We start from the raw sequence: 15,628 nt of genomic DNA on the forward strand, positions 1-15,628 counted from the left end.
GGGTTCGGCGTTCACGTTCGGCGTTCGGCGTTCGGCGTTCACTGCCCGGGCCGACGGCCCAGCTCGTTGTCGATGAACGCGAGCACGTCGTCGGCGCTCGCCTGGTCGAGCCGCTCACGGGCGCTGCCGCCCGGCCCCGTGCCCTCGGCCGAGCTCGCCGCCGGGGTCAGCTCACCGAGCAGCCGACGCAGGCGGACGGCCAGGCCGGTGCGGGTCACCAGGTCCGGCGGGGCCTGTCGCAGGCTCTGTTCGAGGGCGTCCAGCTCGGCCAGCACCGGGCGGGCCGCCGGGGCGGTGTCCGGGGCCATCTCGGCCAGCAGGTGGGTGGCCAGCCGGCCCACCGTGGGGTGGTCGAAGATCAGCGACGAAGGCAGCCTCAGCCCGGTGCGGGCGCTGAGGGCGTTGCGCAGCTCGACCGCGGTCAGCGAGTCGAATCCGATGTCGGAGAAGCGGTGCTCGGCCTCGACCAGATCGGCGCCGCTGTGCCCAAGCACCCAGGCCACCTGCCCGGCCACCAGGTCGGTGACCAGCTCCAGCTGTTCTTCAGGAGTGTGCCGGGCCAGGTCGGCGGCCAGGCTCTCGGCCGCCGGGGCGGAGGCCGCCGACCGCCGGGTGCCCGCGGTCAGACCGCGCAACAGTGGGATGTCGCCCACCGAGCCAAGCAACGCCAGGTCGAGCCGGGTGAGGGCGAGCACCGGCTCCGGCACCCGTAGCGCGGCGTCGAACAGGCGCAGCCCTTGCTCACCCGACATCGGCGGGACCCCTCCACGCGAGATCCGGCGACTGTCGACGTCCCCCAATGAGCTGGTCATCCCGGCCGAGCGCTCCCATGGCCCCCAGGCCAGCGACCGGGCCGGAAGCCCGGCCTGGTCGCGGTGCCGGGCCAGGGCATCCAAAAAGGCGTTGCCGGCGGCGTAGTTCCCCTGCCCGGCGCTGCCGATCGTGCCGGCCGTGGAGGAGAACAGGACGAACTCGGCCAGGTCGTGCTCGCGGGTCAGTTCGTGCAGGTTCCAGGCCGCGTCCACCTTGGCCCGGAAGACCGTGTCCAGGCGTTCGGGGTCGAGGGAGCCGATCACACCGTCGGCCAGCACCCCGGCGGTGTGGATCACCCCGGTCAGCCGGTGCTCGGCCGGGACCGCGGCGAGCAGGCCGGCCACGGCCTCCCGGTCGGCCATGTCGCAGGCCTCGATCTGCACGTGAGCGCCGTGAGCCCGCAGTTCGTCACCGAGTTCCTCGGCGCCCGGGGCCTGCGGCCCGCGCCGGCTGGTCAGGACCAGGTGGCGCACGCCGTGCTCGGCGACCAGGTGGCGGGCCACCAACGCGCCCAGTCCGCCGGTGCCTCCGGTGATCAGCACCGTGCCGTTCGGGCTCCAGGAGTTCGGGGCCGAGGCCGGAGGTACCCGGGTCAACCGGGGGGCGTAGAGGTTCTGGCCCCGCAGTGCGAGCTGAGGTTCGCCGCTGCCGAGCACCTGAGCCCAGGGAATGTCCGAGCCGTCGGCGTCGAGCAGGAGGAGCCGGCCCGGGTTCTCGGTCTGGGCGCTGCGGCCCAGACCCCAGACGGCTGCGGCGGCCAGATCGGCGACGTTTTCGTCCTGGGTGACGACGGCGCCCTGGGTGATCAGGACCAGCCTGGTCCGGGACAGCCGGTCGTCGCCGAGCCACGCCTGCAGGACGGCCAGGGCCGAGGCGGTGCTCGTGCGGACCGCGGCCGGCGCGTCGGCAAGGTCGGCCGGGGCGATCCGGAAGGCGATCACCTCGGGCACGGTCTCGGCCGGGATCTGGCTTACGTCGGTCACCTCCAGGACAGGGTCCGAGACGCCGTCGACCAGGTCAGCCAGGTCGGTCAGGTGTTCCCAGCTCACCCGGAACTGGGAGTCGCGGATCTCCCGTTCGTCCGGGTCGTTCCCGAGCACCAGGTCCTCCCGGCCGACCGGCCGCAACCGCACCTCACCGGCCGAGACCACCACGGCGCCGGCCGGGTCCGTCGCCACCAGCGAGGCCGTCTGATCGGGCCTGCGGCGCAGCAGCATGCGCAGCGCAGTGGCACCGGTCGCGTGCAGTTGCACGTCCTTCCAGACCGAGGGCAGGCCTGTGCCCACCAAGGTCCCGGCGGTCTCCAGCAGCGCCGGATGCAGGCCGAATCCGGTGACCCGACCCGGCTCGGCCAGCGCCAGCTCCACAGCCAGGTCCTCGCCCACGCGCCACAGGCCGTTCACGGTCACCGTGGACGGGACGGCCGGGCGGTCCAGGGCCGAGGCTCCGGGCGGGGGCCAGGCCGACGGCACAACCGGTTCACCCTCGCTCCCGGCGCCGACCATTCCAGTGGCGTGCAGCGTCCACCCTTGAGCGTCGCCACTGCCGTCCTCGACCCGGGTGTGCACCCGGAGCCGGCGGATCTCCAGCTCGTCCGGTGATTCCGGATCGTCCAGCCGGATCTGCACGGCGAGCTGCCCGCGGTCGGGCAGCACCGGCGGGCTGAGCACGTCCAGCTCCCGCACCACCGGGCAGCCCACCTCGTCCCCGGCCCGACCGAGCATCTCGATCAGTGCCCCGCTCGGCAGCACCGCCACGCCGTCGACCGTGTGCTCCTGCAGCCAGGGGTGGGAGCGGGGCGAGATCGTGGTGCTGAAGAGCCACCCGGCCGGGTCGGCCAGACGGACACCGGCCGAAAGCAGCGGGTGCCGCACGGCGACCGCGCCGGGCAGGCCCGGAGAACCGGCACCGGACTGAGCGCCGCTGGGCCAGAACCGTTCTCGTTGGAAGGCGTAGGTGGGCAGGTCGATCCGCCGCCCGCCGAGGGGCTGCAGCACGGCGGCCCAGTCGACCGGGACGCCCCGCACGTGCAGCCCGGCCAGGGCCTGCAGCGCGGTGTGTTCCTCGGACCGGTCCCGACGCAGCAGCGGCACCACGGCTGCGTCGACGACATCCTTCACCAGGGCCGCGGTGGTGCCGTCCGGCCCCAGTTCCAGGTAACCGCCGATCCGCCGCTGTTGCAGCACCGACACCGCATCCGCGAAACGCACCGGGCGGCGGGCGTGCTCGACCCAGTAGCCGGGATCGGTCAGGTCTGCCTCGGCCGAACCGGTCACCGTGGAGACGATCGGTATCTGCGGCGCGGCGAAGGTCAACCGCCGCACCACTGCCGCGAACTCCTCGAGCATCGGCTCCATCAGTGGTGAGTGGAACGCGTGCGACACCGCGAGCCGGCGGCTCTTGGCGAAGCGGGCCGCCACCTCTTCGACGGCGTCCCGCTCACCCGAGAGCACCACCGAGCGCGGGCCGTTGACCGCGGCGAGCGCCACCCGGTCCTCGAGCCCTTCCAGCGAGACCTCGTCCTCGCCGACCGGGACGGCCACCATGATCCCGCCACCGGGGAGGGCATCCATCAGCTCCGCGCGCACGGCCACCAGCTGGGCCGCATCCGCCAGCGAGAGCACCCCGGCGACGTGGGCGGCGGCGATCTCCCCCACCGAGTGCCCGACCAGCACCTCCGGCGCCAGGCCCCACGACTCGATCAGCCGGTACTGGGCCACCTGCAGGGCGAACAGGGCGGGCTGGGCCTGCCCGGTGCGGCTCAGGTCGCCGTCCAGTTCGACCGGGTGGCTCAGGTGCTGCTCCAGCGCCTGTACGGCCTCGTCCCAGGCCTGGGCGAAGGCCGGGAAGCGGGTGTGGAGCGCCCGTCCCATGCCCGCACGCTGGCCGCCCTGGCCGGAGAAGAGCACGGCAAGGGCCTCGGGGCCGCTGCTCTGCCCGGTCACCACGGCCGGGTCGGGCCGGCCCGTCGACAGCGCGGCCAGCCCCTCGTTCAGGTCTTCGACGTTCTCGGCCAGGACGACGGCCCGGTGCTCCAGATCGGCCCGGGTGGTGGCGGCCGAGTAGGCCACGTCGGCCGGCCGGGCCGAGCGCACCTGGGCCAGCCGCGTGGCCTGGGCCCGCAGGGCGGCGAGGCTGCGGCCGGAGACCAGCACCGGAAGTACGCCGCTGGGCTCGTCACCCGCCGGGGCCTCGGCCTCGATGGATGAGGCGTCCGGGGCCTGCTCCAGGATCAGGTGGACGTTGGTGCCGCTGATGCCGAAGGCGGACACACCGGCCCGGCGTGGGGCTCCGGTGGCCGGCCACTCCATCGGCCGGCTCAGCACCCGGACCTGGCCGGAGGCCCAGTCCACGTGCGGCGAGGGCTGGTCGGCGTGCAGCGTGGCGGGCAGCTCGCCGTGCCGGATGGCCTGCACCATCTTGATCACCCCGGCCACACCCGCGGCGGCCTGGGTGTGGCCGATGTTCGACTTGACCGAACCGAGCCAGAGCGGCCGGGTGCGGTCCTGACCGTAGGTGCCCAGCAGGGCGTCGGCCTCGATCGGGTCGCCCAGGCGGGTGCCGGTGCCGTGGCCCTCGACCGCGTCCACCTCGGCCGCCCGCAGCCCGGCGTTGGCCAGGGCCTGCCGGATCACCCGCTGCTGGGCCGGGCCGTTGGGCGCGGTCAGGCCGTTGGAGGCTCCGTCCTGGTTGACGGCCGAGCCGCGGACCACGGCCAGCACTGTGTGCCCGCGGCGGCGTGCGTCGGACAGTCTTTCCAGCACGACCAGCCCGGCACCCTCACCCCAGCCGGCTCCGTCGGCCGCGTCGGAGTAGGCCTTGCAACGGCCGTCACCGGCCAGCCCGCCCAGCGCCCCGAACTCCAGGAAGCCGGCCGGTGTGGCCATCACCGTCACGCCACCGGCCAGGGCCAGCGAGCACTCGCCGGCGCGCAGGGCCTGGGCGGCCAGGTGCATCGAGACCAGGGACGAGGAACAGGCCGTGTCCACCGTCACCGCCGGCCCCTGCAGGCCCAGCCCGTACGACAGCCGCCCCGACAGCACGCTGGTGGTCTGCCCGGTGATCATGTGCCCGGACGACTCGACGTCCACCTCGTAGCCGATGGCGGTGCCGCCGACGAAGACGCCGGTGTCGCTGCCGCGCAGGCGGGACGGGTCTATCCCTGCGTGTTCGGCTGCCTCCCAGGCAGTTTCGAGCAGAAGCCGTTGCTGCGGGTCCATCGCCAGCGCCTCACGCGGCGAGATCCGGAAGAAGGCGGCATCGAAGTCGGTGACGCTGGGCACGAAACCGCCTCGCAGCGGGTTCGGCGACACCGGCCAGCCGCGGTCGTCCGGCGCCGGCCCGATCGCGTCGACCCCCTCCTGGACCAGGCGCCAGAGGTTGTCCGGGCTGTCCGCACCGCCGGGGAACCGGCAGGCCATCCCGACGATGACGATCGGGTCGGTGGACGGCGGGGCGGCCACGACCGTCTCCGACTGCGCCTGACCGAGGATCTGGCCGAGCAGGAAGTCGGCCAGCACGCGGGGAGTGGGGTAGTCGAAGACCAGGCCCGCGGGCAGCCGCAGGCCCAGGGCCGCCCCGGCCCGGTTGCGGAAGTCCAGGCCGGTCAGCGAGTCGAAGCCGATGTCCCGGAACTGGGTGTGCAGGTCGAGCTGCTCGCCCGGGGAGAGCCCGAGCGCCCGGGCCGCCTGGCTGCGGACCAGGTCCTGCACCAGGGTCAGGGCCTCGGCCGGTGAGGCCGAGCGGATCCGTCGGACCAGGGCCGAACCGGCGTCACCAGTGGCGGCGACCGCGGTGCGACGGCCGGAGCGCACCAGAGCCCGCAGCAGCGGGGGCACCTCGCCTCGGGCCCGGACCGCCCTCAGGTCCCAGCGGGCCACCGCGACCACGGCGTCGCCGGTGCGGCAGGCGCCGTCGAACAGGGCCAGTCCTTCTTCGGTGGACATCGGCGGCAGCCCGGCCGCCCGGGAGCGCTGGACGTCGTTCTCGCTCATCGCCCCGGTCATCCCGGTCGCCTGTTCCCACAGACCCCAGGCCAGGGACAGGCCAGGCCGGCCGGCCGCCCGGCGCTGCCGGGCCCAGCCGTCCAGGAACGAGTTGGCCGCGGCGTAGTTGCCCTGGCCGGGGGAACCGAGGGCCCCGGCCAGGCCGGAGAAGACGACGAACGCGGTGCGGTCGGGGGCCAGTTCCTCGAGGTTGACCAGCGCGTCCACCTTGGGCCGCAGGACCGTGCGCAGGCGTTGCGGGGTGAGGCTCTGGATCAACCCGTCGTCGAGGACGCCCGCCGCGTGCACCACGGCGTTCACCGGATGGGCCGACAACACCGCCGCGGCCTGCTCGCGCTCGGCCAGGTCGGCGGCCTGCACCGAGACGGTCGCGCCGAGTTCGGTGAGTTCCTGCTGCAGCTCAGGCGCACCGGGGGCCTGCGGGCCGCGCCGGCTGACCAGGAGCAGCCGGCGGACGCCGTGGCGGCGGACCAGGTGCCGGGCCAGGGCAGCTCCCAGACCTCCGGTGCCGCCGGTGATCAGGACACTGGACTCTTCGCCGAACTCGGCCGCCGGTTCCTCTCCGGCGTGGGCCGGGCCCAGTCGGGGCACCAGGACCACGCCGCTGCGGACCGCCATCTGCGGTTCGGCACAGGCGATCAGCGCCGCCACCGGCAGCCCTTCGATCACGTCGCTGTCGACGAGCAGGAACCGGTCGGGATTCTCGGACTGGGCACTGCGGACCAGGCCCCAGACCGCGGCCGCAGCCAGGTCGGTCACCGGCTCGGCGGTGATGGCCGAGACCGCCTCTTGGCTGCACAGAATGAGCCGTGAGTCACTGAAGCGCGCCTCGGTCAGCCAGGTCTGCAGGAGTTCCAGCACCCGAGCCGTCAGAGCATGGACGTCCTCGGTCACCGAACGGGCAACGTCCGGGTCGGTGGGTGGCCGGCTGATCTGCACGACCACCAGCGGTGGGACCGGTTCCTCGGGCAGTTCGTCGCCCAGGCGCAGGAACGCCAGGTCCGGAAGCTGCGGGTCGGCCACCCCCGCCACCGAGGCCAGGGGCAGAGCGGGGGTCCAGGTCTCCCGCAGCCAGGACTCCGGCCTCAGCCACCCAGTGCAAGAAGTGGACGTGGAGTTCTCGGGGACCCGCAGTTCGATGCTGTCGACGGTGATCACCGGCGCGCCGGTCCCGTCGGCGGTGGCCAGCGAGAACCGGCCGGGCCCGTCGGCCCTCAGCCGGATCCGCATCCGGGTGGCGCCGGTGGCGTGCAGCCGGATCCCGCCCCACTCGGCCACCGTCGCCTCGGCCGGACCGGCATCGGTCCCGGAGTCCAGGAGCACGCTCGCCTGAAGCGCGGCCTCGAGCAGGGCCGGGTGCATCCCGAACGTGCCCGGCTCGCCGGCCGGGTCGGGCAGGGCCAGTTCGGCGAAGACCTCGCTGCCGCGCTGCCAGACCGCCTGCAGCCCTCGATAGGACGGACCGATACCCAGCCCGTCGGCCTCCCACTGCTCGTACACCTCGTCCACGCCGACCGGAACCGCGCCCGCAGGTGGCCATTCCGACCCGTCGAAGGCCGGCTCAGCTGCGCTGTGGCTGCCCAGGAGGCCGGTGGCGTAGGCCACCCACGGCGCCTGGTCGAGAACACCGTCCCCGGCCGGACGGGCGTAGACGCTGACCGGCCGATGTCCGGCGTCGTCGGCGTCGCCCACCCGCACCTGCAGAGTCAGCGTCTCCTCGGGCCCCAGAAGCAGCGGCCGTGGGGTCTCCAGCCGCTCGATGCGCTCGCCGTCGACCTGGTCACCGGCCAGCCCGGCCAGCTCGACCAGCACCGCGGCGGGAACCAGGATCCGGCGCGGCGTCTCGTCCCCCATCCCTTCCGGTACGGCCAGCTGCAGGTCGGCCAGCCAGGGCTGGGCCTGCACCGAGATCTGCCCGGTCAGCAGCACGTCGTCGCCACCGGCGAGGCCGACGGCAGCTCCCAGCAGCGGGTGACCGATCCCGCTCTGCCCGAGACCACTGGCATCACCGGCCGCCTGGGCGCCGGTCCAGTACCGCTGGTGCTGGAAGGCATAGGTGGGCAGCGCAACCCGCCGTCCGGGAGACAGGGCGGCCCAGTCCACCGCCACCCCACGGACGAAGACCTCGGCCAGACTGGTCAGCACCCTGGCCCAGCTGTCCTCGTCGCGGCGCAGGGTGCCGGTCACCACTGCGGCCGCGTCCTGCTCGTCGATCGTTTCCTGCACTCCGACGGTCAGCACCGGGTGCGAGCTGACCTCGATGAAGGCCCGGAACCGCTCCCCCAGCAGGCGCTCCACCGCTGTGTGGAACCCCACCGGGTTCCGCAGATTGGCGAACCAGTACCCCGCGTCGAGTTCGGTGCCTTCCAGCCATTCACCGGTCAGCGTCGACAGCATGGGCACCGAGGCCGGCCGTGGTTCCAGCCCGGCCAGCACCTGCGCCAGCTCGGCCTCGACGTCGTCCACGTGGGCCGAGTGCGAGGCATAGTCCACCGCGATCATCCGCGCCCGCACCCCCTGCTCGGTGCAGGAGTCCACCAGCGCCTGCACGGCTTCAGGGTCGCCGGCCACCACCACCGAACGCGGCCCGTTCACCGCCGCGACCGAAACACCGCCAGGGACAACGACCTCAGCCACCGGCAGCGCCACCGAAGCCATTGCCCCCCGGCCCGCCAGCGTCGCGGCAATGGCCTGAGAGCGCAACGCCACCACCCGAGCACCGTCCGGCAGGCTCAGGGCTCCGGCTACGACCGCGGCCGCGATCTCACCCTGCGAATGCCCGATCACAGCCTCCGGCTCCACGCCGGCCGACTGCCATACCGACGCCAAGGACACCATGACTGCGAACGACACCGGCTGGACCACATCAACCCGTTCCAGATCGGCACCGCTGCGCACCACATCGAGCAGTGCCCAGTCCACGAACGGCGCCAGGGCCGCCGCACACTCAGCCATCCGGGCCGCGAAGATCGGCGACTCATCCAGCAGACGCGCACCCATCCCGACCCACTGCGCACCCTGACCCGGGAACACAAAGGCCGTGCGGCCGTCCACATCAGCCACCCCGGAAACGAAGTGGGCCGACTGGATGCCACCATCCGACTGGGTACCTCGACCCGAAAGCCCGCCCAGAGCGTCCACAAGCTCTACCGAACCGGCACCGATCGCGACTGCGCGATGGTCGAACACTGACCGCGAGGCCGCCAGCGAGAAGGCGACATCGACCGGCTCAAGCCCGCCGACCACGTCCGTGAGCCGTTCGACCTGACCGACCAACGCCGCAGCACTCTTGGCCGTGACCGGCCAAGCCGTCGCCGGCGGAGCAACGGGCCGGAGCGCTGACGGCTCCGGCTGCTCAGGCGCTTCTTCCAGCACCACATGGGCATTGGTTCCGCTGACCCCGAACGACGAGACCCCCGCCCGACGAGGATGATCCGAGGGGTTCCAGTCCACCGGGTCGCGCAGGAGCTCGATCGCTCCGGCAGCCCAGTCCACGTGCGTGGAGGGCGCGTCCACGTGCAGGGTGCGGGGCAGCCGACGGTGCCGCAGGGCCTGCACCATCTTGATGATCCCGGCCATCCCGGAGGCGGCCTGGGCGTGCCCGACGTTCGACTTGACCGAGCCCAGCCACAACGGCCGTTCCCGGTCCTGACCGTAAGTGGCCAGCAGCGCCTGGGCCTCGATCGGATCACCCAGAGTCGTTCCGGTGCCGTGCCCTTCGACCACGTCCACCTCGTGCGCAGCCACTCCCGCATTGGCCAGGGCCTGACGGATCACCCGTTCCTGGGCCGGGCCGTTGGGGGCGCTCAGGCCGTTGGAGGCGCCGTCCTGGTTCAGAGCCGACCCCCGCACCACCGCGAGGATCTCGTGTCCGTTGCGGCGGGCGTCCGAAAGCCTCTCCAACAGAACCACACCCACGCCTTCGGACCAGCCGATCCCGTCGGCCGCGTCGGAGTAGGCCTTGCACCGCCCATCGGCCGCCAGACCACCCAGCGACTCGAACTCCGAATAGCCGATCGGGGTGGCCATCACCGTCACCCCGGCGGCCAGGGCCAGCGAGCACTCGCCGTTGCGCAGCGCCTGCGCGGCCACGTGCAGGGCGACCAGCGAGGAGGAGCAGGCGGTGTCGACGGTGAAGGCGGGCCCCTGCAGGCCCAGCGTGTACGACAGCCGGCCGGCCAGGACGCTGGTGGTCATGCCGGTGAGCAGGTGACCGGAGGCGTCGGCCTGCATCTGGTAGCCGGTGCCGGTGCCGCCGACGAAAACTCCGGTGGGGCTGCCGTGCAGGGTGGTGGCGTCGATCCCGGCCCGCTCGATCGTCTCCCAGGCGGTCTCCAGCAGCAGTCGCTGCTGCGGGTCCATGGCCAGGGCCTCACGCGGCGAGATCCGGAAGAAGCCGGCGTCGAAGTCGCCCACCCCGTCGAGGAATCCGCCGAGCATGGGGCGGTCGGCGCGGATCTTCCAGCCCCGGTCGTGGGGCGCGGTGGTGATCGCGTCGCCCTCGTCGCAGACCAGTTGCCACAGCTGCTCGGGGCTGTCCGCGCCGCCGGGGTAACGGCAGGCCATCCCGATCACGACCACCGGGTCACCGGTGACCGCGGCCCCGGTGACCACCGTTTCCTCCTGCCGGCCGAGCAGTTCACCGAGCAGGAAGTCAGCCAGGACGGTGGGGGTCGGGTGGTCGAAGACCAGACTGGCGGGCAGCCGGAGGCCGGTGGCGGTGGACATCCGGTTGCGGAAGTCCAGGGCGGTGAGGGAGTCGAAGCCCAGACCGCGGAACTCGCTGCGGGTGTCGATCAGCTCGGCCGAGGGATGGCCGAGCGCGCGCGCCGCCTCGGCCCGCACCAGTTCGAGTACCACGTGCTGCTGCTGCGAGGGCGGTGCCCCGATGAGCTTGCGCAGCAGGCCCGAATCGGCACCGGTGGCCGGTCCGCCGGCCGCTGACCGGCGGCCACCGCGCACCAGACCTCGCATCAGGGGCGGGATCTCACCGAGCGCGCGGAAGGCGGGCAGGTCCCAGCGGGCCACCGCCACCACCGGATCGGTGAGGGTGAGCACCTGGTCGAACAGGGCCAGGCCCTGCCGGTCGGTCATCGGCGGCAGACCGGATGCCTGGATCCGCCGGACATCGATGTCGCCGAGGCCGCCGGTCATCCCGGTGTTCTGTTCCCACACGCCCCAGACCAGGCTGCGGCCGGGGCGGCCGGTGGCCCGGCGGTGCTGGGCCCAGGCATCGAGGAAGGAGTTGGCTGCGGCGTAGTTGCCCTGTCCGGGCGCTCCCAGGGCACCGGCCAGGCCGGAGAAGACGATGAACTCGGAGACCTCGGTCGCCAGTTCGTGCAGGTGCCACAGGGCGTCCACCTTGGGACGCATGACCCTCGCCATCCGCTCGGGGGTCTGCGAGCCGATCACGCCGTCGTCGAGAATCCCGGCCGCGTGCACGATCCCGGTGACCGTGCGGCCGGCCAGCAACTGCTCGACCTGTGCACGATCGGCCACGTCGGCGGCCACGGCCTCGGCCTCGGCCCCCAGTGCGGTGAGTTCTTCGATCAGCTCGGTGGCTTGCGGGGCCTCCGGGCCGCGACGGCTGACCAGCACCAGGTGGCGCACACCGTGCTGGGTGACCAGATGCCGGGCCAGCAGCGCGCCCAGGCCGCCGGTGCCGCCGGTGATCAGGACCCGGGACTCCGGTCCGAAAGCCGGCTGCAGGGTGGACGGCTCGACCCGGGTCAGACGCGGTACCCGCACCTTGCCGTTGCGTACTGCCATCTGCGGTTCGGCGCAGGCCAGCACGGCCGACAACGGCACCGCCCGCTTCTCGTCGGGCTCGAGGTCCGGGCCGAGATCCGGTTCGGGATTCGGGTCGGGATTCGGGTCGGGATTCGGGTCGAGGTCGACGAGCAGGAAGCGGTCGGGGTTCTCGGACTGGGCGCTGCGCACCAGCCCCCACACCGCAGCCCCGGCCAGGTCGCTCACATCCGCTCCGGGGTCGGCGGCGACCGCACCCCGGGTCACCAGCACCAGTCGGGAGCCGGCCAAGCGGTCCTGAGCGAGCCAGGCCTGCAGCAGTTCAAGCACCTGGGCGGTCTGCTGGTGCACTGCCGCCACCACGTCCGACCGTGCGGCCGCTCCCACCCGGGCCACGACCAGCGCCGGCACCGGCTGCTCCTCGGCCAGACCGGCCAGCTCGGCGGCGTCGCTGACCTCGACCGGTGGGGCGGAGGGGGAGACGGCCGCGCTGTCGGCCGCGTCTTGCCAGACCACCGAGTAGACAGGATCGGCAGCGGTCTCCACAGCCGGAAGTCGGACCGGGCGCAGCACCACCGCGTCCACCGAGAGCACCGCGGCACCCCCGGTGTCCACGGCCGACACCGACAGCCGGTCCTCACCGGTGCGCTTCAGCCGGGCCCGCACGGTGGTGGCGCCCCCGGCGTGCAGGCTCACCCCGTGCCAGTCGCAGACCAGACCGGAGGCCACCTGCAGGCCGCCGACCCGGGCCAGCGTGTCCAGCAGCACCGGATGCATGCCGTAGGAGCTGGCTGAGGAGACGCCCGTGGGCAGCGAGATCTCAGCAAACAGTTCCTCGCCCCGACGCCAGAGCGCGCTCACACCGACGTAGGCCTGGCCAAGTTCCAAGCCGTCCTCGGCCCAGCGATCGGTCCAGTCGTCCGACTCCAGCGGCTGGGCACCCGGCGGTGGCCAGGCCCCCTCAGGCGCCGCGGGTGGTTCCCCGGCGTCGGACAGCCGGCCCTCGGCGTGCAGCGTCCAGTCGTCCATGTCGTGGCCGGGCCCCCAGACCCGGGAGTGCACGCTCACCGTGCGGGTGTTCTCCGAACCTTCCGGCTCGCCGACCCACACCTGCACCGTGATCCCCTCTTCGGGCGGGACCACCACCGGGCTGAGCAGGGTCAGGTTCTCGATCCGGGAGCAGCCGACCTGGTCACCGGCCCGCCCGGCCATCTCGACCAGGGCGGCGGTGGGCAGCACGACCTGCCCGCCGAGGGTGTGCCCGGCCAGCCAGGGCTGTGAGCGCAGCGAGATCCGGCCGGTCAGCACCTGGCCGCCCCCGCCGGCCAGGCTCAGCGAGGCACCCAGCAGCGGATGCCCGGCACCGGTCAGCCCGGCCGCCGTCACGTCGCCGGCGGCAACTCCTTCGCCGTCGGGCCAGAAGCGCTCCCGCTGGAAGGGGTAGGTGGGCAGGTCGACCGGCCGGCCCTGGGCGAACAGCCCGGCCCAGTCCACCCGCACGCCGCGCACGAAGACCTCGGCCAGTGAGGTGAGCACCCGGTCCCAGCCGCCGTCCTCACGACGCAGACTGCCGGCCACCACCGCGTTGAGCCGACGGTCGTCCACCGCCTCCTGGACTCCCACGGTCAGCACCGGATGGGCGCTGACCTCGACGAAAGCCCGGTATCGCTCGTTCAGCAGTCGTTCCACGCCCTGGTGGAAGTTCACCGTGTGGCGCAGGTTGCGGAACCAGTAGTCCGCGTCCAGGTCTGCCTCGCCCACCCATTCACCGGTCAGCGTGGAGAGCATCGGTACCGAGGGCGCCGTCGGACCGAGCCCGGCCAGGGCGTCCAGCACCTGATCGCGCACCAGCTCGACCTGAGCGGAGTGCGAGGCGTAGTCGACCGGGATCATCCGGGCCCGGACCCCGGCCGCGACCTGCTGCTCGACCACTGCCTGCAGGGCGATCGCGTCGCCGGCCAGCACAGTCGAACGCGGCCCGTTCTGCGCGGCCACCCCGACCCCGTCCGGCAGCTGGATCTGCTCCGCCGGCAATGGGATCGAGGCCATCGCGCCGTGCCCGGACAGCTGCTGCGCGATGGCCTGGCTGCGCAGGGCCACCACCTTGGCCGCATCCGGAAGGCTGAGGGCACCCGCCACGCAGGCGGCCGCGATCTCGCCCTGCGAGTGCCCGATCACCGCGTCCGGGCGTACTCCGGCCGACTCCCAGACCGCGGCCAGAGAGACCATGACGGCGAACGAGACCGGCTGGACCACGTCCACCCGGTCCAGGTCACGCATCTGCCGCACGACGTCCAGCACGGAGAAGTCGACGTACGGTTCCAGCGCGGCCGCGCACTCCTGCAGGCGCCGGGCGAAGACCGGCGACTCCTCCAGCAGCCGTGCCCCCATGCCGGTCCACTGCGCGCCCTGGCCGGGGAAGACGAATACGGTGCGGCCCTCGACGTCGGCCACTGCGCGGATCAGCCCGGCGCCGCTGAGGTCGCCGGTGAGGTCGTCACGTTTCAGCCCGACCGCCACCGCCCGGTGCGCGAAGAGCGTTCGGGTCGACGCCAGGGAAGCGGCCACGTCCAGAGCGTCCAGGCCCTGGTCGGTGACGTGCCCGGCCAGGCGGGTGATCTGTTCCTGCAGGGCAGGTTCGGTGCGGGCCGACAGAGGCCAGGCCAGCGCGGCCGGGGACTCGGGGGCGGTCGCCCGGGCCGGGACGTCGGCCGCCTCCTCCAGCAGGACGTGGGCGTTGGTGCCGCTGACCCCGAAGGACGACACGCCGGCCCGGCGCGGTTGCTCCTGCCGGGGCCAGTCGACCGGTTCGGACAGCAGCCGGACCGGTCCGGCCGGCCAGTTGACCCGGGACGAGGGCTCGGCGGCGTGCAGGGTGCGGGGCAGCCTTCCGTGCTGCAGGGCCAGGACCATCTTGATCACCCCGGCCACGCCGGAGGCGGCCGAGGAGTGGCCGATGTTCGACTTGACCGACCCCAGCCAGAGCGGGCGGGCCCGGTCCCGGCCGAAGGTGTCGATCAGGGCCTGAGCCTCGATCGGGTCGCCCAGGGCGGTGCCGGTGCCGTGTCCCTCCACCGCGTCCACCTGCTCGGTGGTGAGGCCCGCGTTGGCCAGGGCCTGCCGGATCACCCGCTGCTGGGCCGGGCCGTTGGGGGCGGAAAGGCCGTTGGAGGCTCCGTCCTGGTTGACCGCCGAACCACGGATCACGGCGAGCACCCGGTGCCCGTTGCGCTCGGCGTCGGAAAGTCTTTCCAGCAGCAGCACCCCGGCGCCCTCGGACCAGCCCACCCCGTCGGCCGCCTCGGAGAAGGCCTTGCACCGGCCGTCCGAGGCCAGCACGCCCTGCCCCTCGAAACCGATGTAGCCGCCGGGGGTGGACATCACCGTGACCCCACCGGCCACCGCCAGCGTGCACTCGCCCAGCCGCAGCGCCTGCGCGGCCAGGTGCAGGGCGACCAGCGAAGAGGAGCAGGCGGTGTCCACCGTGACGGCCGGGCCCTCCAGGCCGAGCAGATAGGACAGACGCCCGGAGACCACGCTGCCGGCCAGTCCGGTCACCGCGTGCCCCTGCGAGTCGCCCGGCGCCCGGCTGAGCACCTGGCCGTAGTCCTGCCCGCTGGCGCCGATGAACACACCGGTGCGGGTGCCGTGCAGCCCGGCCGGATCCAGCCCGGCCCGCTCCACCGCCTCCCAGGCCGTCTCCAGCAGGACCCGCTGCTGCGGATCCATGGCCAGCGCCTCCCGCGGTGAGATACCGAAGAAGGCCGCGTCGAAATCTGCTGCGCCTTCGAGGAATCCGCCGCGCCGCGGGTCGCCGGGCGGCAGCTCCCAGCCGCGGTCGGCGGGCAATGGCGAGATCGCGTCACCGTCCTCGGCCAGCAGCCGCCACAGGTCCTCCGGCGAGGCCACCCCGCCCGGGTACCGGCAGCCCATCCCGATCACCGCCAGCGGTTCCCGGGCCGCGGCCTCGAGCGTGTGCAGCTGCTCGCGGGTGTCGTGCAGGTCGGCGACAGCCCGCCGCAGGTAGTCGCGCAGCTTCTCTTCGTTCATCGACACGGCGA

The 15,628-nt window shown here is 73.2% G+C and carries 1 protein-coding gene; it reads right to left on the reverse strand.

Translation table 11 applies throughout. The features are described 5' to 3' along the window. Positions 1–38 precede the first annotated feature (38 nt). Positions 39–15,623 carry an SDR family NAD(P)-dependent oxidoreductase gene (locus tag QSK18_RS11110; RefSeq protein ID WP_502894176.1) on the reverse strand — a complete coding sequence of 5,195 codons (15,585 nt, stop codon included), beginning with the start codon at positions 15,621–15,623 and terminating at the stop codon, positions 39–41. Positions 15,624–15,628: the final 5 nt, after the last annotated feature.

Origin of the sequence: Kineosporia sp. NBRC 101677, from assembly GCF_030269265.1 — a bacterium.
In the GTDB taxonomy this organism is placed as follows: Bacteria; Actinomycetota; Actinomycetes; order Actinomycetales; family Kineosporiaceae; genus Kineosporia; species Kineosporia rhizophila.